The sequence below is a fragment of the Kribbella sp. NPDC026596 genome (assembly GCF_040638415.1).
Classification (GTDB): domain Bacteria; phylum Actinomycetota; class Actinomycetes; order Propionibacteriales; family Kribbellaceae; genus Kribbella.
On record NZ_JBEZYF010000028.1, the window covers coordinates 19,905 to 43,302 of the forward strand.

29 protein-coding genes are annotated in these 23,398 nt (G+C 67.8%); 19 read left to right on the plus strand and 10 right to left on the minus strand.

The genetic code is table 11. The features are described from left to right. From AB0E63_RS23290 to AB0E63_RS23310, 5 genes are all read left to right on the plus strand, one after another. The gene (locus AB0E63_RS23290) at nucleotides 1–261 is read left to right on the plus strand and encodes a hypothetical protein (RefSeq protein ID WP_328519649.1); all 261 of its coding nucleotides are present in this window, start codon (nucleotides 1–3) and stop codon (nucleotides 259–261) included. A gap of 10 nt (nucleotides 262–271) precedes the next feature. After that, nucleotides 272–1,555, plus strand: a complete 1,284-nt coding sequence (locus AB0E63_RS23295) for a hypothetical protein (RefSeq protein WP_360369802.1) — start codon at nucleotides 272–274, stop codon at nucleotides 1,553–1,555. Next, complete coding sequence (locus AB0E63_RS23300; RefSeq protein ID WP_360369804.1) at nucleotides 1,555–2,031, plus strand: hypothetical protein; 477 nt, start codon at nucleotides 1,555–1,557, stop codon at nucleotides 2,029–2,031. The genes AB0E63_RS23295 and AB0E63_RS23300 overlap by 1 nt, the downstream gene beginning before the upstream one ends. Nucleotides 2,032–2,368: 337 nt before the next feature. Beyond that, a complete protein-coding gene (locus tag AB0E63_RS23305) occupies nucleotides 2,369–2,623 on the plus strand; it encodes a hypothetical protein (protein WP_360369807.1) in 255 nt (84 codons plus the stop codon). Then, entirely contained in the window at nucleotides 2,620–3,015 is a 396-nt protein-coding gene (locus tag AB0E63_RS23310; protein WP_360369809.1) for a hypothetical protein, read from the plus strand. Before AB0E63_RS23305 ends, AB0E63_RS23310 begins: the two co-directional genes overlap by 4 nt. Nucleotides 3,016–3,147: 132 nt before the next feature. On the opposite strand, the gene AB0E63_RS23315 is transcribed toward AB0E63_RS23310, so the two are convergent. Then, nucleotides 3,148–3,459 (minus strand): hypothetical protein, encoded by a 312-nt coding sequence (locus AB0E63_RS23315; protein ID WP_360369812.1) that lies wholly within the window; start codon nucleotides 3,457–3,459, stop codon nucleotides 3,148–3,150. Nucleotides 3,460–3,645: 186 nt separating this feature from the next. On the opposite strand from AB0E63_RS23315, the gene AB0E63_RS23320 reads away from it, so the two are divergent. Further along, complete coding sequence (locus AB0E63_RS23320) at nucleotides 3,646–4,635, plus strand: oxidoreductase (RefSeq protein ID WP_360369814.1); 990 nt, start codon at nucleotides 3,646–3,648, stop codon at nucleotides 4,633–4,635. Between the two features lie 11 nt (nucleotides 4,636–4,646). Further along, on the plus strand, nucleotides 4,647–5,138 hold the full coding sequence (locus AB0E63_RS23325) for a metallophosphoesterase (RefSeq protein WP_360369817.1): 492 nt from the start codon (nucleotides 4,647–4,649) through the stop codon (nucleotides 5,136–5,138). A 95-nt stretch (nucleotides 5,139–5,233) separates the two neighbouring features. On the opposite strand, the gene AB0E63_RS23330 is transcribed toward AB0E63_RS23325, so the two are convergent. After that, the gene (locus AB0E63_RS23330; protein ID WP_166677970.1) at nucleotides 5,234–5,389 is read right to left on the minus strand and encodes a hypothetical protein; all 156 of its coding nucleotides are present in this window, start codon (nucleotides 5,387–5,389) and stop codon (nucleotides 5,234–5,236) included. Nucleotides 5,390–5,408: 19 nt separating this feature from the next. Between AB0E63_RS23330 and AB0E63_RS23335 the strand changes: the two genes are divergently transcribed. The 3 genes from AB0E63_RS23335 to AB0E63_RS23345 all read left to right on the plus strand — a co-directional run bounded on the left by AB0E63_RS23335 (nucleotide 5,409) and on the right by AB0E63_RS23345 (nucleotide 7,896). Beyond that, nucleotides 5,409–6,041 (plus strand): hypothetical protein, encoded by a 633-nt coding sequence (locus AB0E63_RS23335; RefSeq protein WP_360369820.1) that lies wholly within the window; start codon nucleotides 5,409–5,411, stop codon nucleotides 6,039–6,041. Between the two features lie 74 nt (nucleotides 6,042–6,115). Beyond that, complete coding sequence (locus tag AB0E63_RS23340; protein WP_360369823.1) at nucleotides 6,116–7,345, plus strand: exonuclease domain-containing protein; 1,230 nt, start codon at nucleotides 6,116–6,118, stop codon at nucleotides 7,343–7,345. 26 nt (nucleotides 7,346–7,371) lie between these two features. Next, entirely contained in the window at nucleotides 7,372–7,896 is a 525-nt protein-coding gene (locus tag AB0E63_RS23345) for a phosphoribosyltransferase family protein (protein ID WP_360369826.1), read from the plus strand. Between the two features lie 12 nt (nucleotides 7,897–7,908). Here the strand turns inward: AB0E63_RS23345 and AB0E63_RS23350 are convergent, their stop codons facing one another. Both AB0E63_RS23350 and AB0E63_RS23355 read right to left on the minus strand, forming a co-directional pair. After that, nucleotides 7,909–8,172 carry a hypothetical protein gene (locus AB0E63_RS23350; protein WP_360369829.1) on the minus strand — a complete coding sequence of 88 codons (264 nt, stop codon included), beginning with the start codon at nucleotides 8,170–8,172 and terminating at the stop codon, nucleotides 7,909–7,911. 77 nt (nucleotides 8,173–8,249) lie between these two features. Continuing rightward, nucleotides 8,250–8,738, minus strand: coding sequence for an FBP domain-containing protein (locus tag AB0E63_RS23355; protein ID WP_360369831.1), 489 nt, complete (start codon nucleotides 8,736–8,738; stop codon nucleotides 8,250–8,252). 246 nt (nucleotides 8,739–8,984) lie between these two features. Here AB0E63_RS23355 and AB0E63_RS23360 point away from each other — a divergent pair, with 246 nt between their 5' ends. Both AB0E63_RS23360 and AB0E63_RS23365 read left to right on the plus strand, forming a co-directional pair. Then, on the plus strand, nucleotides 8,985–9,536 hold the full coding sequence (locus AB0E63_RS23360) for a YceI family protein (RefSeq protein WP_360369834.1): 552 nt from the start codon (nucleotides 8,985–8,987) through the stop codon (nucleotides 9,534–9,536). 390 nt (nucleotides 9,537–9,926) lie between these two features. Continuing rightward, nucleotides 9,927–10,430, plus strand: coding sequence for a hypothetical protein (locus tag AB0E63_RS23365; protein ID WP_360369837.1), 504 nt, complete (start codon nucleotides 9,927–9,929; stop codon nucleotides 10,428–10,430). A 393-nt stretch (nucleotides 10,431–10,823) separates the two neighbouring features. On the opposite strand, the gene AB0E63_RS23370 is transcribed toward AB0E63_RS23365, so the two are convergent. Next, on the minus strand, nucleotides 10,824–11,381 hold the full coding sequence (locus AB0E63_RS23370; protein WP_360369840.1) for a hypothetical protein: 558 nt from the start codon (nucleotides 11,379–11,381) through the stop codon (nucleotides 10,824–10,826). Nucleotides 11,382–11,633: 252 nt separating this feature from the next. Here AB0E63_RS23370 and AB0E63_RS23375 point away from each other — a divergent pair, with 252 nt between their 5' ends. From AB0E63_RS23375 to AB0E63_RS23390, 4 genes are read left to right on the plus strand one after another with little or no spacing between them, the layout of a single operon-like run. After that, complete coding sequence (locus AB0E63_RS23375) at nucleotides 11,634–12,341, plus strand: hypothetical protein (protein WP_360369843.1); 708 nt, start codon at nucleotides 11,634–11,636, stop codon at nucleotides 12,339–12,341. A gap of 14 nt (nucleotides 12,342–12,355) precedes the next feature. Beyond that, nucleotides 12,356–13,555 (plus strand): histidine kinase, encoded by a 1,200-nt coding sequence (locus tag AB0E63_RS23380; protein WP_360369846.1) that lies wholly within the window; start codon nucleotides 12,356–12,358, stop codon nucleotides 13,553–13,555. Then, nucleotides 13,530–14,195 (plus strand): response regulator transcription factor, encoded by a 666-nt coding sequence (locus AB0E63_RS23385; protein WP_360369848.1) that lies wholly within the window; start codon nucleotides 13,530–13,532, stop codon nucleotides 14,193–14,195. The genes AB0E63_RS23380 and AB0E63_RS23385 overlap by 26 nt, the downstream gene beginning before the upstream one ends. 47 nt (nucleotides 14,196–14,242) lie before the next feature. Beyond that, entirely contained in the window at nucleotides 14,243–14,617 is a 375-nt protein-coding gene (locus tag AB0E63_RS23390) for an MmcQ/YjbR family DNA-binding protein (protein ID WP_360369851.1), read from the plus strand. On the opposite strand, the gene AB0E63_RS23395 is transcribed toward AB0E63_RS23390, so the two are convergent. Then, nucleotides 14,590–15,258 (minus strand): maleylpyruvate isomerase N-terminal domain-containing protein, encoded by a 669-nt coding sequence (locus tag AB0E63_RS23395; RefSeq protein ID WP_360369853.1) that lies wholly within the window; start codon nucleotides 15,256–15,258, stop codon nucleotides 14,590–14,592. The genes AB0E63_RS23390 and AB0E63_RS23395 overlap by 28 nt on opposite strands. 28 nt (nucleotides 15,259–15,286) lie before the next feature. Between AB0E63_RS23395 and AB0E63_RS23400 the strand changes: the two genes are divergently transcribed. Both AB0E63_RS23400 and pgm read left to right on the plus strand, forming a co-directional pair. Then, the gene (locus AB0E63_RS23400; RefSeq protein WP_360369856.1) at nucleotides 15,287–16,762 is read left to right on the plus strand and encodes a fused MFS/spermidine synthase; all 1,476 of its coding nucleotides are present in this window, start codon (nucleotides 15,287–15,289) and stop codon (nucleotides 16,760–16,762) included. 52 nt (nucleotides 16,763–16,814) lie between these two features. Then, on the plus strand, nucleotides 16,815–18,437 hold the full coding sequence (pgm, locus tag AB0E63_RS23405; RefSeq protein WP_360369859.1) for a phosphoglucomutase (alpha-D-glucose-1,6-bisphosphate-dependent): 1,623 nt from the start codon (nucleotides 16,815–16,817) through the stop codon (nucleotides 18,435–18,437). Nucleotides 18,438–18,447: 10 nt separating this feature from the next. Here pgm and AB0E63_RS23410 read toward each other — a convergent pair whose 3' ends face one another. Both AB0E63_RS23410 and AB0E63_RS23415 read right to left on the minus strand, forming a co-directional pair. Beyond that, complete coding sequence (locus tag AB0E63_RS23410; RefSeq protein ID WP_360369862.1) at nucleotides 18,448–18,834, minus strand: DUF3037 domain-containing protein; 387 nt, start codon at nucleotides 18,832–18,834, stop codon at nucleotides 18,448–18,450. Nucleotides 18,835–18,910: 76 nt separating this feature from the next. Beyond that, nucleotides 18,911–19,648: a HipA family kinase gene (locus tag AB0E63_RS23415; protein ID WP_360369865.1), complete on the minus strand. Its 738-nt coding sequence runs from the start codon at nucleotides 19,646–19,648 to the stop codon at nucleotides 18,911–18,913. Nucleotides 19,649–19,696: 48 nt separating this feature from the next. Here AB0E63_RS23415 and AB0E63_RS23420 point away from each other — a divergent pair, with 48 nt between their 5' ends. Beyond that, nucleotides 19,697–20,746 carry a glutamate--cysteine ligase gene (locus AB0E63_RS23420; protein WP_360369868.1) on the plus strand — a complete coding sequence of 350 codons (1,050 nt, stop codon included), beginning with the start codon at nucleotides 19,697–19,699 and terminating at the stop codon, nucleotides 20,744–20,746. Here the strand turns inward: AB0E63_RS23420 and AB0E63_RS23425 are convergent. Next, nucleotides 20,743–22,521, minus strand: a complete 1,779-nt coding sequence (locus AB0E63_RS23425; RefSeq protein ID WP_360369871.1) for a glycerophosphodiester phosphodiesterase family protein — start codon at nucleotides 22,519–22,521, stop codon at nucleotides 20,743–20,745. The two genes, AB0E63_RS23420 and AB0E63_RS23425, sit on opposite strands and share 4 nt — an antisense overlap. Before the next feature lie 124 nt (nucleotides 22,522–22,645). Further along, on the minus strand, nucleotides 22,646–23,365 hold the full coding sequence (locus AB0E63_RS23430) for a hypothetical protein (protein ID WP_360369874.1): 720 nt from the start codon (nucleotides 23,363–23,365) through the stop codon (nucleotides 22,646–22,648). Between the last annotated feature and the right edge of the window lie 33 nt (nucleotides 23,366–23,398).

Sequence of the window (23,398 nt, forward strand, 5' to 3'; positions counted from 1 at the left end):
GTGTCCGACGTACAGCGGCTCAAGGAACAGCTGCACCAGGTCTCGATGGAGGCCAAGCAGGCAGCGGGCGGCCTGGCCGGTTTCAAACTGCGCTTCACCCAGCACAGCCAGCTGGTGGAGAGCCTGATCGCCGGTACGGCGACCGGCGTCGACCGGGACATCACGGAGATCCTGGACGCGGCCGGCAAGGCGGTCGAGCAAGCCGCCGAGGCCCTGGAGATCGCGTCGGCCGGATGCAAGAGCTACGCCGACCAGATCTGATGGGTTTGTCGTGCCGTCGGAGCTGCAACGAGTCGCGCGAGGGCTGGTGGACAGCCTCGACGAGGTGCCTTCCGTCGTTGCCCACCTCCGCCGTACGGCGGACCGCTGCCGGGAGAACGCCCAGGTCGCGCTGATCGCCTCCCATGGGCGCGCCACCGTCGCCGCCCAGCAACTCGACGCCGCCGCCCGCGCCTGCGAGGCCGCTGCCCACTACCTCACCCTGGCGCCACCGAAGGCCCGCGCCTGGGCTGAGGGGCTGGTCGGCATCGGCGGACCCAATACCAACCGCCCGTCCGCCGACTCCGCCGACCGCAACAAGTCCACCGGCGGCCTCGGCGACGTCGCCGAACGTGACTCGCAGGGCCGAACCAAACGCCTCACCGCCACCTTCGAAGACCTTGACCTTGGCGAAGACAACGAACCGCCTCTGATCACGGTCGCCCGCAAAGCCTTCGAAAAGTTCCGCAAGCGACACAAGAAGGACGACGAGGAACGCTTCGAAGATCCACTCGAGGTGGAGATCACCGTCACCGAAACGGGCGACCTCGAGTTCGAAGAACGCGACGAGAAGGAAGAAGACAAGCGCGAAGAACGCCTGTCCCGCGACTTCGAAATCGCCGTAGACCTCACCGAGCCGGTCAAAGCCCTCCTAGCCGCCATGGCCGAATCCGCCAACCAACAATGGCAACACGCCACCCTCACCATCACCCCCAACCACATAGAAGCCAGCTTCGACTACCCAGAGAACGACCGACCACAGCCGATCGTGGTCGACATCGACCTCCCAGATCTGCCAACCGCAGCCGACCTCGACTTCGACTTCGCGTTCGATGTCCGACCAATAGGCGTTGACTTCGCTCCTGGAGTCTTCGATCCGCGAGGATCGTTCGAGCCGAAGGAGCGGCTGATCGCCGACCGACTCGTAGCTGAAGGCTGGCGTCTCGATGCCAGACCTCCGGATCACACCGTCGACGGCCACAAGAACCCCGACGCGATGCTGCGAAGGTCTGGTTCCGACGAGGGCTCGATCATCGAGTTCAAGACGCTCACCAGCGGCGCGTCGAACACGGTGAAGCGCAGCATGCTGAAAGCCAGCGGCCAGGCGCTGAAGGCCGCGCGCGAGCTCACCATGGGACGCGAGGTGGTTGTCGACGGCCGACCGGTCGGACTGACGGAGGAAACCGCTCTGCGGTCCTTTCGCAGGGCCTGCGGTCAGCCGGGCTCCACCGTGGCTGCGGTGGTACATGTCATTCTCGGTGACGGACGTTTGGTCACCTTTACCAAGGAGCAGTGATGTCGACCGACGACAACATCTTTCTTGCGGCGGACCAGCCGCTCGGGGAGGTGGCCGGATGGCTGCGCGGCATCCTCGGGCTCGAGCGCATCGAGGATCCCGACCTGAAGGAGAACCAGCACTTCTTCCGCGGGCCTGCCCGGACCATCGAGGGGACGGTTCTGCTCGTGGTCGGCCCGAACGTCTACGGCGAGGTCGATCCCGAGCCCGAGGACGTCTCGGCAATCGACCACTACGCAGGCGTCGTCGACGTGCGCCTCGCGGGCCTGAAGGACGAAGAGATACAGCAGAGGGAAGCCCGTGCCGTGTTCGACGAGCTGGCGGCGGCGCAGTCCGACGTTGCGTTGGTGCTGGGTCACGACATGGCCTGGATCGTGGCGTCGTACCTGCCCGGCGCCGGCGCGCATGCCTTCCCGCCCCGCACCTCCCTCGACGCCGACGACATCGACACCTGGCGACCGTGGGTGATCGCCTGAGGTCGTCGTACCTGATGTGCCCTGACGCCTCTCGGGGGTGGGGACACCTTCTGGGGGCCTGAGACAAGAAATAACCTGTCTCAGCCCACCAGTTCCTGTCCCAGCCCACCAGTTCCACACAGCCCTGCGGGTCGGCTTTCGTGTGCTGCGATCGGTTGCCTCAGGGAGTGACGCGGCGGGGCGAAAAGTTCTTGGGGGAATCGCGTCATGAACCGGTGAGGGGTTCGTCACTTCTTGTGAACCCATCCCCACAGGGAAGTGGAAGTGATTGACGTGAAGGGTTGTTCTTCGAGGTCGCTGATGGGAACTGGCTCGACTGGGCGTCGGGTGCATTGAGATGACTGACAACGCTGATGGGGACCCTCACCCTGCTGCGGTCGGGGTTGTCGAAGGCCGGCGCGTACGGGTGTGGTTCGGGGACCACGTCGTCGCCGACTACCGGGCCGAGGCCGAGTTGGCCGAGCGCTACGCCGCTGCCATGTCGCGCCGGTTCGCCGGGTTGCGCGTGACCAGTGATCCGATCCCCGACGCCGACCCCGGCCCGGTTCGCAAGCTGCCGGGCGAGCGGCTGTGGGAGGTAGCCCCGAAATGAGTATTCGTCGCTTCCGGCTGATCCGCCATCATGATGTCTCCGGTGTCAGCGGCACCGGGCCCGTCGCCGAGGGCGTGCTGTTCACCGACGGGGCGGTCGCGCTCCGCTGGTACGGCGACTATCCGACCACGACCGTCTGGGACGGGATCGACTCCGTCGTCGCCATCCACGGTCACGGCGGGGCGACCGAGGTCGAGTGGATCGACTCGGACCCGGGTCCGGATCCCGACCTGAAACTGCCACCCCGCGAGACCCTTCCACCCAGACCATGGCCGGATCTCCACTCCGCCCCCGAGCCACAGGATCCCGACCCCCTGCACAACGACCAGGAACTCGGTTCGTACGGCGCTGCCCCGCCGGCCGCCTGGCCGTCGTACCGGGTCTTCCGATGAGCCGGTCCGGGTCCGGCGCCGCGGACCCGGACTGATCAGGGTGGGCCGGTGCCGACCTCCCTTGCGGCACTGCCCTACCCGTCCCTGCCTCGGGCCCAGTCGTGATCGCGAGTCCGGCTGGGCCCGAGTCCGTCAGCTGTGCTCGACGGTCTGGACCAGATCGAGGTTGTAGAACTTGGTGGGGCCGTCGCACAGTTCCATCATCTTCTCGGCGAACTCGGTGGTGTCGGCTCGCTTGGAGTTCTCCATCGCCTCCTCGTACGACGCGAACTCGATGATCGAGAAGTAGCGCCCCGACTCGTCGCGGTCGGCACAGGTGATCCCGCGGGTCGGCGCCGGGCCGTCGCCGGAGGCCTCGCGGGTCTTCTGGAACCCGTCCATGAGCGCCGTGATCTCGTCCGGCTTCTGCGTCCGGTACTCGATGATCTGAACGAAACCAGCCATTTCTCCCCCTTGCCCACGGCACCCACTTCGGGTGCCTCTTGCTGCCGACAGTGCGCCTGCAACGCCCGTACTGCAAGGGGTCGAGGCTTACGGTGACATGACGCTGGCGCCGCATCACGCGGTGTCGTTTCTGCCCTCGGCAAAGATGTCTGGGTTTTGTCGGCGGGGACTGATTGGCTTGCCCGCATGGAGATTCTGATCCTCGGTGGGACGGCGTGGCTCGGTCGTGAGATCGCGACGCAGGCGTTGGCGCGCGGGCATTCGGTTACCTGCGTGGCCCGTGGTGAGAGTGGCGAGGTCGCGGCCGGTGCCACGTTGATCGCGGCCGACCGCAGCCGCCCGGATGCGTACGGCGCTGTGCCCGAGAAGGACTGGGATGCGGTGTTCGAGGTGTCGTGGCAACCGGGATTCGTGCGTGGCGCGTTGGCGGCGTTCGGTCCGCGGGCGAAGCATTGGACCTACGTGTCATCGGGCAACGCGTACGAGAAGTTCGACACGCCAGGCGCCGACGAGTCCGCCGTACTGCGGGAGCCGACCGAGCTGGACGTGGCCGAGCGGGAGCAGTACGGCGAGGCGAAGGTCGCCAGCGAACTGGCTTCGCGGGAAGCAGTCGGGGATCGGCTCGTGATCGCGCGGGCCGGCCTGATCGGCGGGCCGGGGGACAAGAGCGATCGGGCCGGAGCGTGGGTCGCGCGGGCGGCTCGAGCGCCGGAGGAGCCGATGCTCGTGCCGGACACGCCCGATCTCGCGACCTCCGTGATCGACGTGCGGGACCTCGCATCGTGGTTGCTGGATTGTGCGACGGAGGGCCGGACAGGGACGTTCGATGCCGTCGGACCGGTGGTGCCGTTCGGCGAGTGGATCGAGCTCGTGCGCGAGGTCGGTGGTCATACCGGGCCGATCGTGCTCGCGCCGCGGGCGTGGTTGGAGGAGCAGAAGGTCGAGCAGTACATGGGGCCGGATTCGCTGGCGATGTGGATTACCGAGCCTGGGTACGAGGGTTGGTCGTCTCGCAGCGGCGCTGCGGCGCTCGCGGCCGGGTTGACGCACAGGTCGCGGCGAGAGTTCCTGGTGGACACGCTGGCCTGGGAGCGGGAGCTCGGACTGGATCGAGAGCGGCGCGCCGGGCTGAGTCCCGCGAAGGAGAAGGAGTTGATCGAGTCACTGCAGGCATAGAGAGTGGGCGCATGCGTTTGGTGCTGATCTCGGACACTCATCTGCCGGTGCGGGCGAAGAAGCTGCCTGAGCCGGTCTGGGACGCGGTCGAGCGTGCCGACGTGGTCATCCATGCTGGGGACTGGGTGAACGTCGGATTGCTGGACGAGTTGGAGTCTCGTGCGGCCCGGTTGATCGGGTGCTGGGGCAACAACGACGGTCGGGAGCTACGGGCGCGGTTGCCCGAGGTCGCACGCGTGACGCTCGACGGGCTGTTGGTTGCCGTCGTGCACGAGACCGGGCCGGCCAAAGGGCGCGAGGAGCGCTGCGAGAAGGATTATCCGGGCGTCGATCTGCTGGTGTTCGGCCACAGCCACATCCCGTGGGACACGACAAGCCCCGGTGGGCTGCGGTTGCTGAACCCGGGATCGCCGACGGATCGGCGCCGGCAGCCGTACTGCACCTACCAGACCGCCACCATCACGGCCGGTCGTCTCGAGAAAGTTGCTCTCCACAACCTTTGATCGGGGCAACGACTTCGGCCGGGCGTACGGGATCAGCGCCGTACCACCGAGCTACGGCGTACCTCGCACCCCCGGCCGATCGTTCGACCGGGAGATCAGGCGTTCGCTGCTTCCTTGACCCGCGTCTTGAGCCGGTCGCGAACCTCTTCCGGCGTGTAAGCGCGGCGCTTCCGCTCGCCCCGCGCGACCACTACGCCCGTTGCGGCCACGCCGACGAGCCCCGCAAGTCCTACCACCTTCCATACCTTCATGCGGACTAATCTAGCGACTGTGGACAGCCGGATTTCACTGGATGACGCTACGGAACTGACACGAACAGGTGACATTTGGCTGTTCCGTGGCGAAAGCGCTGCGGATCGCGCCATCCAGCTCACGACGAACAGCCCGGTCAACCACGCCGGCATGGCGATCGTGATCGAGGATCTGCCGCCGCTGATGTGGCACGCCGAACTGGGTCGCTCGCTGCCGGACGTGTGGACCGGGACCCACCACCGTGGCGTGCAGTTGCATGATCTGCGCGACGCGGTGCTGGTGTGGGGACGCAAGTACGGTCAACGCGCCTGGTTGCGGCAGCTCGATCACCCTGTCACGCGGGAGATGGAGGACGCCGTACTGCGGACTGTCGCAAGGCTGGACGGTACGCCGTTCCCGTCGACGGCCCGGTTGGCGTCGCGATGGGTGCGCGGACGGGTGCCGGCGATCCGGCGCGGATCGCGGGAGCTCGAGCTCGAGTCGGCGTACTGCGCTGAGGTGGTCGCGGTGACGTACGAGGAGATGGGGTTGCTGAGCGGACGGCGATCGAACTGGTACGACCCGGGACGATTCTGGAGTGGTGACGAACTCGAGTTGGCCCACGGCGCCCGATTGGGTGACGAGATCGCCGTCGATATCCCCGATGCCTGACTCGACGGAAACTGTCGGCGCCGTGTGATTGGGTTGTTCCAGTCGGTCATCGAGCCGGAGGAGGGCCCTGGGGAATGTACGCCGTCATCGATACTGAGACGACTGGCCTGCTGCCGAGTCATCGGCATCGGGTGATCGAGATCGCCGTCGTGCTGCTGGACGCCCGCGGGCAGGTCGAGCGCGAGTGGGTGACGTTGCTGAATCCGCAGCGCGATCTCGGTCCTCAACATATTCACGGGATTCTCACCGCCGACGTGCTCGCGGCGCCGGACTTCGCGGACGTCGCGCAGCAGTTGGGACAGCTACTCGCCGGGCGGATGGTTGTCGGGCACAACGTTGAGTTCGACCTCGGGTTCCTGCGGGCGGAGTTCGCCCGGCTGGGCGTCGCGGTGCCGCTGATCACCGAGCGGTCGATGTGCACGATGGCGCTCGCCGGTTATCTCTACCCGGGCGCGAAGCGGACGCTTGGCGCGTGTTGTGCGGCGGCGGGGATCTCGATCGAGGGATGGCATTCCGCGCTGGCCGACACCCGGGCCACGGCTGAGCTTTTCGGTCAGTATTTGCAGGCGTTTCCGTCACCACCGCCGTGGCAGTGGGCCTACGAGGAGGTCAGCCGGCTGCAATGGCCGCCGCTCCCGGGGACGGACGTGGCGCCGACCGTTCGGCCGGTGCATGCCGGTGGGCGACATGGGTGGATGAGCCGGCTCGTCGACCAGTTGCCGCGCGTCCCCGAGCCGCCGCAGGCCGACTCGTACCTGGCCTTACTCGACATGATTCTCGCCAATCGGGAGATCACGGCCGCCGACGCGGATCAGTTGGTGCAGGCGGCGACCGACCTCGGTCTCGCGCGCTCGGAGGTGAAGCACCTACACCAGTACTACGTTTCCGCGCTGGCGGAGGTGTCGTGGGCGGATGGAGCGATCACGGCGGATCAGCGGAACGATCTCGATCGGGTCGCGGTGATGCTCGGGCAGCGGGCGGCGGACGTGGATGAGGCGCTGCTCCGCGCGAGTCGCGGGCGGTACGTCGTACCGGCTCGTCCGGGGGCACGCGGGTTTCCGCGGGGGAGCACGATGGTGTTCACGGGCGACATGGTGGAGCCGCGGGACGTCTGGTGGGATCGGGCGGTGGCGGCGGGGTTCGCCCCGCAGGAGGCGGTTCGGCCGGACACGACGTTCGTGGTCGCCGCTGACATCGACAGTTTGTCGGTCAAAGCGCGGGTCGCGCGTGAGCTCAACATCCCGATCATCTCGGCCGAGGACTTCCGCCGCTTACTGCCGGCGGATGAGCGGAGGGCCGGCTAACCGGGCTCGCCGGTTAGGGTGCGGGCGTGAATCGTGAAGAGTTGGGGCGCCGGATCTACGCGGCTGCTCATTTGACTGGGGAGTTCGTGCTGCGGTCGGGGCAGACGACGAACGAGTACTTCGACAAATACCGCTTCGAGGCGGATCCGGTGCTGCTGGATGCGGTTGCCGAGGCGATGGTCCCACTCGTGCCGGCGGGCACTGAGGTGCTAGCTGGGCTCGAGATGGGCGGGATCCCGGTGGTGACCGCACTCGGACGTCGTACCGGGCTGCCGTGTGCGTTCGTACGGAAGGAAGCAAAGGCGTACGGGACGCGTCGGCTCGCCGAGGGTGCCGAGACCGCGGGGCGGCGGGTGACGATCGTCGAGGACGTCGTCACGACGGGCGGGCAGATCGTGCTGTCCACTCAGGATCTGCGTGCGCTGGGTGCCGAGATCACCGACGCCCTCTGCGTCATCAACCGCAACCCCATCACGCCAGCACCGCTGACCGAAGCCGGCCTGGCCCTCCACGCGCTCCTGACCTCAGAGGACCTGACGCCCCAGAGCTGAGCTCCGGGTGGACTAGACCTCTTCTTCGGCGTCGTCTTCGCGTTCGATCTCGAAGCGGAGTTGTTTGCCGGAGCGGATCCGTTCGATCGCGGCCAGGCAGGCCGGCTCGCTCATGTGGACGCCAATCTCGGCAAGCTTGTGGCGCAGCACGAGCGAGGCGTCCTCGGCGGAGCGGGAGCTGGTCTCATTGATCGCCTCGATGGTGGTGGCGGTGAGCTGCTCGCGGATGTCCGGGTGAACCTTGTGGATCTCGTGGGTGATTCTGAACTCCGTCATCGCGACTCGCTCTCCCTTTCACCACGGGCCGGTGTGTTACTGATCCCAGCGTAGTGTCCCGGGGCCAGGCAGGCCCGCTACGCGAGGACGCGATTTACGAAACCTTCAAGACGCGCCGCGAGTCTGACGGCGCGGACCTCCGGCGTGACGGTTTCACCTTGCGGTACGTCGAGTTCGCGCAGACCGCGGACGTACAGCGAACACGCCAGGTCCGCGCAGATGTACATCCCGACCGTGTTACCGTCCCGGCCGGCCGAACCGGCTCGGCGAGCGGCGAACAGGGCGACGTCGGTGAGGTGGTGTGCGGTGTTGCACAGGTCGCACAATCCGGCGCCCCGGCGTGGTGCGCCCGAGGTCTGGGTCTTCACCGCGATCCCGGTGACCTCGGCATCCCGGCGTACCACGAGGTAGCCGCGGTTGGGCGCCTTCGGGTCACGCCAGCCGAGGTAGTCCAGCGATTCCCACGGGAGCTCGGTGAACCCCGGCGGCAGCGTCATCGCCTTGACCTGGCTCTTGGACGAGTTGACGAACGAGCGTCTGATCTCGTCAGCGCTGAGCGGTTCCACGACGGTTCTCCGATCTTTTTCGACCACCCATGACACCTGGTGCCGTCGTACGCCCGCAACCGATTAACCGCCGTCGCTTGTTGCTGGGGGCAACGGTCAGCTGTCGGCGTAGCCGGTGGGCCGGCGTCCACAGGCTGGACACGCCGGAGGCGGGGGGTGGACTTCCGGACCAGATGGGTGAAAGCTGGACAGTGAAAACTTCAACTAACCCCCCAGCTTCAATCTAGCCCCTTGGAGGATTCCGGTATGGCCAACGAGTACGCCGCACTGTCCGGTGACTACACGATCGACACCGCGCACAGCCGGGTCGGGTTCGTGGCCCGGCACGCGATGGTGACGAAGGTGCGGGGATCGTTCGACGAGTTCGAGGGGTCGATCCACATCGACGGCGACAACCCGGCGAACTCGTCCGGGCGGGTGACGATCCAGGCCAAGAGCATCAACACCCGCAACAGCCAGCGCGACGAGCACCTGCGCAGCAACGACTTCCTGGACATGGACAACAACTCCGAGATCACGTTCGCCTCGAGCGGGATCAAGCAGACCGGGGACGCGGAGTTCGTGGTGTCCGGCGACCTGTCGATCCGCGGGGTGTCGAAGCCGGTCGAGATCACGTTCGAGTACACCGGGTCCGCGACCGACCCGTTCGGCAACCAGCGGCTCGGGCTCGAGGGCGCCGTGGTGATCAACCGCAAGGACTACGGCGTCAGCTGGAACGCGGCCCTCGAAGGCGGCGGCGTCCTGGTCAGCGAAAAGGTAACCCTGGAGATCGAGGTCTCCGCCATCAAGAACAGCTGAGCTCTTCGACCAGCTCCCTACCCAAGATCCCGCGGCTGCCCGATTGGCAACCGCGGGATCTTCACGTAGACGAACAGATGCGGTGCGCCGAATGAGTGCTCGCTGAGCTGGCGAGGTGCTCGCGAGAGTTGGTTGAGCTGGCGGGATGCCGACAGGTGTTGGTCGAGAGGGTGGGATGCCGACGGGTGTTGGTCGAGCGGGTGGGATGCCGACGGGTGTTGGTCGAGCGGGTGGGATGCCGGCTAGCCGCGGCCAGCCGTGGGGAGTGCTGGCGAATGGTGGAGTGCTTCGGGTTTGTGGCGGTGGGGTCACGATTGGGTGTGTTGGGGGTACGGGCGTGGCGGCCTGGGCAGACTCGGGGTGAGTGCCGGCTAGGTCAGGGGTCCGCCGATGATCGACACGAGACTGGGGCGTTGGTTGTTACCGTTGTTCGGGCGCCGGCGCGGTGGGCGACGTACGCCCGAGATGTTCCGGCCGCGCGGGACGAGTTCGCGGGTGAGCCGGCTGGCAGCGCAGTACGACGCCGACGTGGACGCTGCGCTGCAACGGTTGTGGCCGAAGGCGCGGATCTATCACGATCGTGAGTTCACCCGGGATCGCGCCGACTTCCTGCTCGTGGTGCGCGGGCGCGGCGTGATGGTCGAGACGAAGGTGAAGAGCGATCCCGGTGTGTTCCGTGGGTCGACGCTCCCGCCGTTGCTGGACAGGTTGCAGCGTGATGGTCGGCGGCTGGTCGTCGTACTCAATCAGGGCGATCCCACCCCGGCCCGCGAACTCATCGCCACCAAACTCGGCGACAAAGGGTGCGTCGTCGTCTGGTCCGGCCCCGAACACGACGCAGACCTCCGAGGAGCAGTAGAAAGCCTCCTCAACCAAATGGTCCGCCACCACTAAATCGCCCGCACCCCGCAAGCCGCTGACGCACCAGCCGAGAGCACTGACGCAGCAGCGCGGAGAGAGGTGGTCTCTCCGCGCTGCGGGGCTCCGGTCGCGAGGTGTGCCGGGTGGCGGCGAGCCGGAGACGATGTGCGGCCGAGCTAGCGGGCGTTCAGCTGGTTGCGCTGGCCGGCGGCAAGGCGTGGGTGGTGCGGCGACGTGCCCGAGGTGGATGGCGCCCGCCCGGTTGGGTGGTGCGGCTGCGGTTGCAGGTGTTCGGGGTGGTGCCGCCCGGGTCGGCGGTGTTCGGTCTAGTGGTGCTGCCCGGGCTATCGGGTGTTGGAGTGGTGTGGCTGCGGTGGCGGGTGTTCGCGGGGGTGCTGCGGTGTTTGGTTTGAGGTGGGCGGGTGGTTAGCAGGTGGTGGGGGTGGTGGTGCCGCCGTCTACTACCCAGTGGCCTTGGAGTTGTTGGACTCGCATTTGGTCCAGCCAGCGGGTGGGGGTGGAGGCGGGGAGGACCGAGTGGCCTCTGACGTTGACGGTGCGGGCTGCGGTGGTGTCGTAGCAGGCGCTCACGATGACGCCGTTCGATGCGAGGGTGCGTTTGGCCCACAGGACCGTGGTGGTGCCGGTGTTGTGGAGCTTCTTGGTGCGGAAGTACTTCGCCTGGGCGTTGATCGCCTGGAGCATCTTCGGCGTCATCACCGGAGCGAGTTGGCTGATCTTGCTGCCGCCGCTGCGCATCATCTGGTCGAGCGCGACGCGGTAGTCGTAGTAGGCCTTCACGACCGGATCGTCCGTGCCTTCCGGGTCGGATTGGCCGGTGACCTCGTCGGTGAGGCCGTGCTTGGATGCTTTGCTGGCGCCGGGCGCTGCGGCCGACGCACCGGACGCGGTGTCGGTGCCGCAGGCGGCGAGCATCAAAACCGGGAGCAGCATGGCGGTCACTGCCAGGTTCCGAATGCGCATGGTGTCCCAACCTCCTGGTGGACGCGGCATCGCCGCTAGCGCGGTCGGGCACCCCAGGTGTGCACTTGCGAGCCGTGCACGCCCAATCCCGCACTGACCGTGTAACGTCACAACACGGACCGTGGTCACTGTGACCTGGATCACAGTCGACCCCTACCCGGGTACCGGTCGCGATCTCGCTCGTCGGCGGGATGTGCCGGAGGCGCCAGATTCCTAGCCTCGATCTCAGGACTTGAGACCCGAGGAGAGACGATGACGGACACGCTCACCAACCGCCCGGCCACGACGAACCAACCGCAGCCGGCCCGAGACTCGCAGCCGGTCCGAGACCCACAGCCGGGTCGGCGTGGGGGTGGCTGGTTGTGGCGGTTGGGGCGGGCTATTGCGTACGACGCTCTGCTGGTTCCGGTCGGTGTGCTGACGATGGCGGATGCGGTGCTGGACGAGAAGGAGGCCGCGGTCCGGCGCTGGCGGCGGCAGGCTCGACTGCTGCACCCCGAGCAGCCGACAGCGCGGGCAGGTGCTGAGGCCGGGGTCGCGGCGCGGGCTGGGGATGCGGAGTTCGGTCGGGTGCGGGTTGGGCCGGCGCGGGTTGGGGTGGGGTGGGTGTTTGGGGTTGGGTTGGTTAGTTCGGTGGTGGGGCTGGTTAGTTGGTTCTTGGGGTTGCTTGTCGTGATGGCGGTGGTTCGGGGGCCTTTCTACGGGTTTGTGGAGGATGGGCCGTTCGGGCCGGGGACTTGGGGTGGGCCTACCAAGGCGGGGGCTTGGGCGGTGCATGCGGCTGTTGCGGTGCCGGCGATCGTGGTGTTCCTGCTGGCGTTGCGGGGGATCGCGGGGCTGCAGGCGCGGCTGGTTCGGGGGCTTGACGGGACGGCGGTTGCGCGGTGGGTGCTTCCGGCAACTATCGCGGTGGCGACCGGGGGCTTGATGTTCTTCTGGTCCTGGCTGCAGCAGCTGTGATCTAGGGTCCAACCGTGACGGAGGAGCAGATCGGGTGGCCGCGCGGGCGGTGGGCGCGGGTTGCCGGGCTCGGGGTCGCGGCGTTGCTGGTGCTGACGGTCATGGATCTGAGTCAGCACTACCGCGTCTCGCTCGGCGCCGTACTCGCGCTGGCGATGGCCCGGGCACTCGGGCTGTGCCTGGCCCGGCTGCGGCCGCGGATCGCGGTGATCGTCTCGCTCGCGACCACGGCGATCACGGCCGCGGTGACGACGCCGATCAGCACGAGCGAGCCGTGGCCGTGGGGGACTACCGCGGCTTTCGGCCACGCGTTCGTACTCGCGGTCGCCGCCGTGCGGGGCCTCGGACGCCGAGAGCTCATGGCCTGGTGGGTCGGCACGCAGATCGTCGGCGTTGTTGCCACGGCGCTCGCGCCGGACCGCGGCAGCTGGCCAGGGCTGGTCACCTCGGCGGTGATGTCCGCGATCGCCATCGTGGTCGGCGACCTGCTGCGGACGCGGGGCGAGACGCGCCGCCGGCTAGTCGAGCAGGAGAACATCAGCAAGAGCGAACGCGCCGAACGGGCGAGGTTGCAGGAGCGAGCCAGGATCGCCCGCGAACTGCACGATGTCGTCGCGCACCACCTGTCCGTCGTGGTGGTCCGGGCGGACAGTGCGCCACACCGGTTGGCTGACGTGCAGGACGACGTACGCGCGGAGTTCGCCGAGATCGCCGAGGCGGCGCGCGCTTCGCTGACGGAGATGCGCCAGGTGTTGCGGTTGTTGCGGGAGCCCGTGGAGAAACCGACGCTCGGACCGCAGCCAGGGCTGGAGCAGCTGGCGGAGTTGGTGAAAAGCACGCGTCGAGCTGGAGCCGATGTGCGGCTGACCTCCAACGAACCGACCGGACTCGATCCCGCCGTCGAGCTGACGGCGTACCGGGTTGTGCAGGAGGCGTTGAGCAACGCTGTCTGGCATGCGCCGGGATCTGTGGTGAGCGTGGATGTTCGGCAGGTCGGCGACGCGCTTGAGGTGAACGTAACCAACGGAGTGGCTCGGGAAGTAGTACCGGACCGCGAAGGCAGCGGACATGGGTTGGAGGGGATGCGGGAGCGGGTGGAGCTCGTGGAGGGCACTGTGAACGCGGGTCCGACCCCCGAAGGCGGTTATCTGGTGGCGGTGTCAATACCGGTCGGGGAGGAGGTAGCGAGTGACGATCAGCGTGTTGGTGGTTGACGACCAGGAGATGGTCCGCGCCGGGTTCAGTGCACTGCTGGACGCGCAGGCCGATCTCGAGGTGGTCGGCCAGGCCGGCGACGGCGCCGAAGCGGTCGTACTGGCGGCCGAGCTGCACCCGGACGTGATCCTGATGGACGTGCGCATGCCGGTGCTGGACGGCCTGGCCGCGACCCGCCGCATCCTGGGAGCCGCGGCGGCCGGCGACTCGCCGCGCGTCATCATGCTCACCACCTTCGACCTCGACGACTACGTGTACGCCGCACTCCGCGCCGGCGCGAGCGGCTTCCTCCTCAAGCACTCGACCCCCGACGAGCTGGCTGCAGCGGTGCGGATCGTCGCGGCCGGCGACGCACTGCTCGCGCCCTCGGTGACACGCCGTCTGGTGGAGGACTTCGCCCGGGCGCAACCCGTCGTACCGATCGTGCCGGTGCACCTCACGCCGCGCGAGACCGACGTACTGCGGTTGGTCGCACGGGGACTGTCCAACCGGCAGATCGCGGCGGAGCTCGTCCTCGCGGAGCAGACCGTGAAGACCCATGTCAGCAACATCCTGACCAAGCTGGACCTCCGCGACCGCGCCCAGGCCGTGGTCTACGCCTATGAAGCAGGCGTTGTCATCCCAGGACCGCGACACTGAACAAAGGACGCTGAACAAGGGACACTGAACAAAGGGACACTAGGCAAATGGATGTCCTGGAGCGTGTGCGCAGCCTGTGCCTGGCAATGCCCGAGGCGACCGAACGACCGAGTCACGGCGAGCCGACCTGGTTCGTGCGGGACAAGAAGACGTTCGTGATGTACGCCGACCAGCACCACGACGACCGGGTCGCGGTGTGGATGGCGGCGCCGCCCGGCGTGCAGGAGTCACTGGTCGAGGACGACCCCGAGCACTTCTTCCGGCCGCCGTACGTCGGTCATCGCGGCTGGCTCGGCGTCTACCTGGATGTCGAGGTCGACTGGGAGCACTTCGAGGACCTGGTCGAGAGCGCGTTCCGCCAGATCGCACCCAAGACGCTGATAACCCGCCTGGATCAGTCGGCCAACGGCACCGAGGTCTGAGGCAGCCGGGCGAGATCCAGACTCCAGTTGACGGCATGCTCGGGCGTCTCCCACTCCCACTCCTGGATCTGCCGAGCACTGCGCCGTCCGAAGATCGCCCGGAAGAGCTCGTACGACGATGTCCGCACGACAGCGTCCGGACCGTCAGAACCGGCCGAATACGTGCCGTCCGGTGTGACCACTGTCAACGGCCCCGGCTCGTCGAGCATCCAGTCGAGGACCGCGAGCCATACCTCGGTCGGCGGCCGGCCGCTGCCGATCGCGCCGTGCAGATCGGCCTCATGCGTCCCGGTGTCCACCCAGGGGCTGCAAACGAGCGGATGCGACGTCGTACCGCTCACGACCAACTCCTCCAGCTTCGGTCCGACAACGGCCCACTCATCCAGGACGGTTGCGATCGGCAGATTGCGCCGGGTCTCCACCTGAACCGCGGTCCACGGCGGTCGTGGGGCGCCGGCGAGGTTGCCCGCCACGAAGTCCGCCGCGACGCCGGTCAGATGCGACACGAGGTTGTGCACGCTCCACTGCGGGCAAGCGGGCACTTGCTGGTCGAGCTCGGCCGGGGTGAGATCACGCACCGCAGTGGTCACTCGCTCCCGGCTTGCGCGGTACAGGTCGGCGCTGGTCTTCGCATCGGTCACTGTCTCATTGCACCGGTAGGGTGACGCGGTGAGCAAGGGTGAGGATGGGCCAGTGGGCCAGAAGCTGGCGATCGCGCTGGCGTTCGGCAGTTCGGCCGCTGTGATGGTGCTGGAACTCGTGTCGTTGCGGCTGGTCGCGCCGTACATCGGACTGACGCTGGAGACGAACACCGCAGTCATCGGGGTCGCACTGGCCGCGATCGCGACCGGGGCCGCACTAGGCGGGCGGTTCGCGGACATGATCCCGCCGACTCGCACACTGGGCCCGCTGATCCTGTCCGCCGGCGCACTGGTGCTGCTGATCCTCCCCGTCGTCCGCTGGACCGGTGATGCGGTGAGGGGAAGTGCGAACGACCTGGTGTTCGCGGTACTCGCGCTGACCCTGTTCGCACCCGCGTCACTGCTGGCCGCCGTCACACCGATGGTGACCAAGCTGCGCTTGTCCACGCTGGCCGAGACCGGCACCGTGGTCGGCCGGCTGTCCGCCTATGCCACGGTCGGCGGGATCGTCGGCACCGTACTGACCGGGTTCCTCTTCGTCGCGACCGCCCCGATCAGCGCCATCGTGCTCACGCTCGGCGCTGTACTCGTGGTGACCGGAGCGGCGCTCACCGTCGTACTGCGAGGTGTACAGGCCGCCGTGAAGCCGGTGGCCCTCGCACTGGTCGGCGCGACGCTCACTCTGGTCGCACCACGGCCCTGTGAGGTGGAGACGGCGTACCACTGTGCTCGTGTCGGCGTGGACCCGAATCGGGAGAGCGGACGGACGCTGTACCTGGACGAGCTCCGGCATTCGTACGTCGACCTGAAGGACCCGACCTATCTGGAGTTCGAGTACATCAAGAGCTTCGCGGCCGCGATCAACAGCAGCTGGGCCGACGAACGGCGGCTGGACGCGCTGCACGTCGGCGGCGGCGGTCTCACCATGCCGCGCTACCTGACCGCGACCCGGCCGGGGACCAAGAACCAGGTGTACGAGATCGACCCGGCGGTGGTCGAGCTGGACAAGCGGGAGCTCGGGGTGCAGACCGGTCCGGACCTCGCGGTGACGGTCCGGGACGGGCGGCTCGGAGTGCGTGCGGAAGCGACGGACAGCCGGGATCTGATCATCATGGACGCCTTCAGCGGGCTGTCGGTGCCCTGGCACCTCACCACTCGGGAGCTGATCGCCGACATCCGCCGGGTACTGCGGCCGGACGGTGTCTACCTGGTCAACGTGATCGACCACGGCAAGGCTCTGTTCGCCAAGGCCGAGATCAAGACCGTTCAGGCGGAATTCGAGTACGTCGCGGTGATCGCGCGCAAGGACGAGTTCTCCGGGCAGACCGGCGGCAACTTCGTGCTGGTCGGGTCGGACCGGCCGATCGACGTCGCGGCGATCGGCTCACGGCTGGAGCCGAAGATGGAGGTCCGGGACCAGCCGACCGACTTCGTCGGCGACGCGCCGGTCCTGACCGACGACTACGCACCAGTCGAACAGCTGCTCACGCCGTACGAGAGCTGAGATACCCGTCCCGGGAGTTGTGATCTGGGGCGTGGGCTTGTTGCATGAGGTCATGCACCCACGCGCAGGCCAGCCCGCACAGCCCGAGGACCTCGTCGACGTCGACGCGCTGCTCAAGGCGTACGACGACATCACCCCGGATGTGCAGAACCCAGCCCAAAAGGTGGTCTTCGGTACGTCGGGCCACCGCGGCTCGAGCCTGGACGGCGCCTTCAACGAGGCGCACATCCTGGCCATCACCCAGGCCATCTGCGAGTACCGGGCCGGTGAAGGGACCACGGGCCCACTGCTGGTCGGCCGGGACAGCCATGGTCTGTCCGAGCCGGCCTGGCGCACGGTGCTCGAGGTGCTGGCGGGCAACGACGTACAGACGCTGGTGGACAGCGCTGACCGGCTCACGCCGACCCCTGCGGTGTCCCACGCGATCCTGCGGCTCAACCGCGGTGCCGGCGCCGGTGCGGACGGCATCGTCATCACACCGTCGCACAACCCGCCGCGCGACGGCGGTATCAAGTACAACCCGCCGCATGGCGGCCCGGCCGACTCCGACGCCACCGGCTGGATCGCGGCCCGGGCGAACGAGCTGATCGCCGGCGGCAACCGCGAGGTACGGCGGAAGCCGTTCGAGCAGGCCCGTCAGCACGCGGGGGAGTACGACTTCGTCGGCCACTACGTCGACGACCTCCCCGCCGTGCTCAACCTGGACGCGATCCGGACGGCCGGCGTGCACATCGGCGCGGACCCGCTGGGCGGTGCGAGCGTGGACTACTGGGCTGCCATCGCCGAGCGGCACCGCCTTGACCTGACCGTGGTGAACCCGAGGATCGACCCGGCCTGGTCGTTCATGACGCTGGATCACGACGGCAAGATCCGGATGGACTGCTCCTCGCCGTACGCGATGGCCTCGCTGGTCGCGCAGCGGGACCGGTACGACGTGGCCACCGGCAACGACGCGGACGCGGACCGCCATGGCATCGTCACCCCGGACGCCGGCCTGATGAACCCGAACCACTACCTCGCCGTCGCCATCTCCTACCTGTTCGCCAACCGCCAGTGGGGGCCGGACGTCGCCGTCGGCAAGACGCTGGTGTCGTCGTCCCTGATCGACCGCGTGGTGGCCGACCTGGGCCGGCGGCTGTGGGAGGTCCCGGTCGGCTTCAAGTGGTTCGTGCCGGGGCTGATCGACGGCTCGGTCGGCTTCGGTGGCGAAGAGTCGGCCGGGGCGAGCTTCCTGCGTTTCGACGGCTCGGTGTGGACCACGGACAAGGACGGCATCCTGCTGGCGTTGCTGGCCAGTGAAATCACCGCAGTGACCGGTGAGACGCCGTCACAGGCGCATGCCAACCTCGTCGAGCGGTTCGGCGCATCGGCGTACTCACGGGTGGACGCGCCGGCCACGCGTGAGCAGAAGGCCAAACTGTCGGCCCTGTCCGCGGATGCGGTCACCGCGACCGAGTTGGCCGGTGAGCCGATCGTGGACCGGCTGACGAGTGCGCCGGGCAACGGCGCGGCGATCGGTGGGCTCAAGGTCACCACCGAGTCGGCATGGTTCGCGGCGCGCCCTTCCGGCACGGAGGACCTCTACAAGATCTATGGCGAGTCCTTCAAGGGCGCCGACCACCTCAAGCAGGTCTTCGAGCAGGCTCGCGACGTCGTGTCGGCCGCGCTGGCCTAGTGTCAGGACACTAGCGGACGAAGGCGTCGAGCAACCGGTCCAGATCCGCGGCGGGGTCGTTGGTGAGCCCGCTGTGGATCGGTCCGGGGTGTACGACGGTGCTGCGAGGCGCAGCGAGCCAGCGGAAGCGCTCACCGATCCGGGTGGCCGCAGCCGGTCCACCGTTCGGGTCACCGGCGCAGATGGCCCGGATCTGCTCAAGCGACGCGCAGACGACGTCCACGTCCACCGCGGGGTCGAGTGCCTTCAGCCGTGACGGCTCCACGTCCCAGGCCGCGCCGAGGAAGTCCATGGCCCGGCAGTACAGCACCGCACCCACGTTGACGAACTCACCGCGCTGGATCCGCGGCGCCGCGCGCAGGATCACGTAGTCGAAAGGCACCAGGTCCGAACTCATCGACGTCCTCGCTTCGCTCCGGGCGCCGATGAGGCACAAACGCGCTGTGTTGTCTTGATGCCCTCGCTCCGCTCGGTCATCGCGCACCTCCCGGCAGCCAGGCCGACCGGTCTGCCAGTCGTGCGGTCAGATGGCCGAGATAGCGCTCTCTGTCCCCGTCCTCGATCCACTCGTCCGGCACGAGCCCGATCACCTCGGTCAGCAGCGCCGGGGTGATCGCCGCGGCCAGCTCCTCGTCCACCGCGCGTACGCCGGGTGTGGCGACGGAGAACACGTGGTCCGAGGCGTCGTACGGGAGGCCGGCGAACTTCTCCGCGGACATCCAGGAATGGTGGAAGTACAACGCGGCTCCGTGGTCGATCAGCCAGAGGTTCTTGTGCCAGACCAGCAGGTTCGTGTTCCGCCAGGACCGGTCGACGTTGGCGACGAACGCGTCCAGCCAGAGGATCCGGGCCATGGCGTCGTCGCCGGGGTTGCCGGCCGAGCCGTCGTACCCGAAGGAGCCGGGCAGGAAGTCGACGGCCAGGTTCAGGCCGGCGCTGCGGATCAGCAGTTCCTGGATCTCGAAGTCCGGCTCGGACTTGCCGATCGCCGGATCGAGCTGGATCAGCTTGAGCTCGGGCACTCGCAGGCCGAGGCGGCGGAACAGTTCGCCCACGATCACCTCGGCGACCAGCGCTTTCGGGCCCTGTCCGGCGCCGTGGAACTTGATCACGTAGGTGCCGAGATCGTTGCCTTCGACAACACCGGGTAACGAGCCGCCCTCCCGCAACGGCAGCACGTAGCGGGTCGCGGTGACGATCGGCAGACTCACGCCGCAGAGCCTAGCCGCCGCCGGTTTGTCAGCGGGTACCGGCCGAGGGTGAGGCATCCTTTGTTCGGAGTCGAGGAAGAGCTGTTGCTGGTGTCCGCCACCGGCCAACCGCTCCCGCGCAGCAAGGCGGTCGTGGCGGACCTGCAGGACGTGGAGCTCGAGCTGACGCGAGCCATGGTCGAGATCAACACTCCGGTCTGTGACACGTCGACCGAGTTGCGTGTGCACTTGGCGGAGATGCGGTCCAAGCTCGCCAAGGCCGCCGCGGAGCAGGGCGCCCGGCTGCTGGCGATCGGCGTCCTTCCGCACGGTGAGGCGGCGCAGCCGATCACGAAGAAGCCCCGCTACCAGGAGCTGGCCGAGCAGTGGGGGTTGCTGGCGCGCGAGCAGTGTGTCTGCGGTTGCCATGTGCATGTGGACGTGCCTGACAAAGAGGCAGGTACCAAGGTCAGCAACCACCTGCGGCCGTGGCTGCCGGCACTCCTCGCACTGACCGCGAACTCACCGATCTATCGGCAACAGGACACCGGTTTCGCGAGCTGGCGCTGGTTGATGACGACGCGCTGGCCGTGTGCCGGCCCGCCGCCGTACCTGGAGTCGTTCGAGCACTTCGACGCGCTGGTGGCGATGCACGTGGCGGCAGGCACGTTGATCGACGAACGGATGGTCTATTGGGACGTCCGGCCGTCCACACATCTGCCGACGGTCGAGGTCCGAGTCAGCGACGTGCCGCGCACCATTGACGAGACCGTGCTGCTGGCCACGCTGATCCGTGCGCTCGTGATGACTGCGTTGGACGACGGCGGCCGGGGCCCGAAGCTCGAGCCGGAGGTACTACGGGCCGCCCACTGGCTGGCGGCGCGTGATGGCCTCACCGGTGGTGGGTTGGACGCGCGGAGCGGCGAGCCACTGCCCATGGCCGAGGTCATCGAGCGACTGCGCCGGCATGTCGAGCCGGCGCTGCAGGAGCTCGACGCGGTGGAACTGGTGAACGACGGCATCCAACGTGCACTGGTGGATGGGAACGGCGCGGTGAAACAACGCAAGGCCTTCCGTGAGGGCAGAGATGTCCTCGCCCTCACGGAAGTGACGCCTTAACCGCGGAGGAAATCCTCCAGACCGTGCAGGTCGTCAGTATTCAGGTAGTCGACACCCGCTGCGGCTAGCTCGCCCCACAGCGCCTCGCGAGCCGCGCCCGGTGCGTCCGGCGTCGCCCAGAAGCGGACTCGGTAGCCGGCGTGGTGGGCGGACGCCACGATGTCGTGCAGCTTGGTCCGCTCGGTCTCCGGCATCGGGCCGAGACCGTTCCAGGTGAAGACGTTCGTCCAGTTGTCGCTCACCAGTGGCATCAGCGACGCCGGCATCCCGGACTCCAGGTCGCTGAGCCGGCCGTCGTATCCGGCGTACCGGATCTTCTGCGCCTTCAGTACGTCGAGCGGCCGGTTGCCGCTGATCACCGACGTCACCGCGCCCTTCAGCACCCGTCCGTTGACGAACACCGTGCTGATGCCGCGGTACTCCTCCAGCGCCTTGTCGATAGCGGCGTACGTGGATGGTCCGTCGCTCTTGATGTCGATGAGCAACTGGAAGTCCCGACCGTGCTTGTAGACCTGCCCGTGGTTCTCACGGACGCGGTCCGCCAGCGGCTTCAGGTAGAGGCTCTCCAGCGTGCGCCCTGGCTGGGCCGCGTCCAGATCGTGCGCGACCCGCAGCTCACCGTCCACCAGCCAGACGTCCGCCTCGACGCTGTTGAAGCCACGGTCCAGTGCGTCCTGCAGCGGTCGCCGGTGGTCGTAGTCGTTGTGCGCGTGCGCCGACGGCAGCGCTCGTACGGCGGGAGCATCGTATGCCTTCGGGAGTTTGAACCGGTTGTCCAGTACGACCGAACGCAGCCGATCCGGGTAGTCGGTGATGAGCCCGTCGACACCCTTGTCGATCAGCGACTGCATCGTCGCCGGGTCGTCGACCGTCCACGGGACGACCTTCATCCCGGCCTTGTGCGCCGACTTCACCATGTCCTCGGTGACATAGGGCCTGTACGCCGGATCCGTCACCTTCCCGTCCTGCGGGAAGCCGTGCACCGGTGAGATCGCGGACGCACCGAACGACTTGGTCGCCTTGACCAGATCGCCGCCGAAGTCGTCGATGTCGATCCCGCCCAGCCACGGCGACTTGCCGGGCTGGCCGACCTGCAGGAAGTCGTAGTTCGTCAACGCGACCAGCGGCAGTTCCGGCGCGACCTGGTGCATCCGCATCAGCGAACCCCAGTCGAAGCTCTGGATGGTCACCTGGCGGGCGATCCGCGCCTTGCGGATCTCCTGGGCGACCACCTGGACGAACTGCTCCCGTGGCGCGGTCTCCGACGGCGCGCCGGCTTCGACCTTGGTCTCGATGTTCAGCTTCACGCCGTACGCCTGGTAGCGATGCACCAGCGAGAAGATGTCGCGCAGCTCCGGCATCCGGGCGCCCGGGTCGGGCTGCTGGCCGGGGAAGCCGGCCTGTGGCAGCGAACCGCAGTCCAGCTGCTTGACCTGCTTGAGGGTCAGCGTGTTGATGAACTTGCCGACGTACGGGTACTCGGGGTCGTTCGGTGTGTACGGCGCGGTGTCGCGGCACTTGCTGCCGGTGACCTTGCGGTCGTGCGTCACGACGGCGTACCCGTCCTGGGTGATCTGGACGTCGAGCTCCAGTGTGCTGACGCCGAGCTCGAGGCCGTGCGAGAACGACGCGATCGTGCTCTCCACGGTGAGTCCGAGACCACCGCGGTGGGCCTGGACGTCGAAGTCGCCGCGGCTGGCGGCAGCGGGGCCTGCTGGGAGCAGCAGACCCGCGATGAGGGCAAACGGAAGTAGCGCGCGCGGAAGGCGTCGCATGAGGGGTTCCTTCCGGAGGGGTATGGGCGGACGCCCCTGAGGCTGGCTGGCCCAGGGATACCTGTGTCCTCGTGAAGGTAGCCGACTCAAGGCCAACGGGTGACCGCCGCGTGTCGCCACCCGACTACGGAACGGAGCTGATCTCCCGGGCCGACTGCGACTCCGCGGTCACCGTTCCGTCCTTGAAGGCGGAGTCGAGCTTGCCTTCAGTACGGCGAGTGAGCGTGAGCCTGACCTGACACCGGGAGACGTCCTTGCCCGGCGTCGGAGTGGTCGTGACCTGCTTGATCGAGCCACGGGCGATCGTCGCCGACGTACGGCCGGGCTCGAGCTGGAGGCTGCCTTCCTGCACACACTCTCCGGCCCACGTGAGCACCGACGGCAGCTGCGACGGCTCGCTCTCGAACCGTACGGCGATGTCCCGCCGGCGCGAGTACGACGTACCAGCCGCAGGCGCGACCAGCCGAACCCGCTCAGGCAGCCCTACCGTCGACGTCGGCGCCGAGCCGTCCGCGCCGCCACGCTTGAGGCCGAACGTGATCTCGGTTCCCGCCGCGACCACACCGTCGAGCCGGTTGCTGTAACTGGTGACCCCGGCAGCCCGGTGATGCCGCAGTACGGCGTCCTTCCCGCCACCGGACGCGCTAATCTCCTCACCGTCGCCGAGCTCCACGAAGGTGAGCGTGCCGACCCGGAGCGACGCACTCACGTCCGCGGCGTCGGTCCCTTCGGGCAGGGTGACGACGAGGTTGGCGGTGATCCCACTGGTCCGGATGTCCTTCGACTCGACGGTCGAACAACCAGTGAGCACAAGTACGACAGCGAGGGCGGCGATTCGCTTCACAGCCAGCGAAGCTAACACCGCCCAGGGTTAGCA

Excerpts from the sequence above, each read along its gene's own strand:
- AB0E63_RS23300 (WP_360369804.1), top strand. The coding sequence starts at position 1,555 with ATGTCGACCGACGACAACATCTTTCTTGCGGCGGACCAGCCGCTCGGG.
- AB0E63_RS23305 (WP_360369807.1), top strand. The coding sequence starts at position 2,369 with ATGACTGACAACGCTGATGGGGACCCTCACCCTGCTGCGGTCGGGGTT.
- AB0E63_RS23310 (WP_360369809.1), top strand. The coding sequence starts at position 2,620 with ATGAGTATTCGTCGCTTCCGGCTGATCCGCCATCATGATGTCTCCGGT.
- AB0E63_RS23315 (WP_360369812.1), bottom strand. The coding sequence starts at position 3,459 with ATGGCTGGTTTCGTTCAGATCATCGAGTACCGGACGCAGAAGCCGGAC.
- AB0E63_RS23320 (WP_360369814.1), top strand. The coding sequence starts at position 3,646 with ATGGAGATTCTGATCCTCGGTGGGACGGCGTGGCTCGGTCGTGAGATC.
- AB0E63_RS23325 (WP_360369817.1), top strand. The coding sequence starts at position 4,647 with ATGCGTTTGGTGCTGATCTCGGACACTCATCTGCCGGTGCGGGCGAAG.
- AB0E63_RS23330 (WP_166677970.1), bottom strand. The coding sequence starts at position 5,389 with ATGAAGGTATGGAAGGTGGTAGGACTTGCGGGGCTCGTCGGCGTGGCC.
- AB0E63_RS23340 (WP_360369823.1), top strand. The coding sequence starts at position 6,116 with ATGTACGCCGTCATCGATACTGAGACGACTGGCCTGCTGCCGAGTCAT.
- AB0E63_RS23350 (WP_360369829.1), bottom strand. The coding sequence starts at position 8,172 with ATGACGGAGTTCAGAATCACCCACGAGATCCACAAGGTTCACCCGGAC.
- AB0E63_RS23360 (WP_360369834.1), top strand. The coding sequence starts at position 8,985 with ATGGCCAACGAGTACGCCGCACTGTCCGGTGACTACACGATCGACACC.
- AB0E63_RS23365 (WP_360369837.1), top strand. The coding sequence starts at position 9,927 with ATGATCGACACGAGACTGGGGCGTTGGTTGTTACCGTTGTTCGGGCGC.
- AB0E63_RS23370 (WP_360369840.1), bottom strand. The coding sequence starts at position 11,381 with ATGCGCATTCGGAACCTGGCAGTGACCGCCATGCTGCTCCCGGTTTTG.
- AB0E63_RS23375 (WP_360369843.1), top strand. The coding sequence starts at position 11,634 with ATGACGGACACGCTCACCAACCGCCCGGCCACGACGAACCAACCGCAG.
- AB0E63_RS23390 (WP_360369851.1), top strand. The coding sequence starts at position 14,243 with ATGGATGTCCTGGAGCGTGTGCGCAGCCTGTGCCTGGCAATGCCCGAG.
- pgm (WP_360369859.1), top strand. The coding sequence starts at position 16,815 with ATGCACCCACGCGCAGGCCAGCCCGCACAGCCCGAGGACCTCGTCGAC.
- AB0E63_RS23410 (WP_360369862.1), bottom strand. The coding sequence starts at position 18,834 with ATGAGTTCGGACCTGGTGCCTTTCGACTACGTGATCCTGCGCGCGGCG.
- AB0E63_RS23425 (WP_360369871.1), bottom strand. The coding sequence starts at position 22,521 with ATGCGACGCCTTCCGCGCGCGCTACTTCCGTTTGCCCTCATCGCGGGT.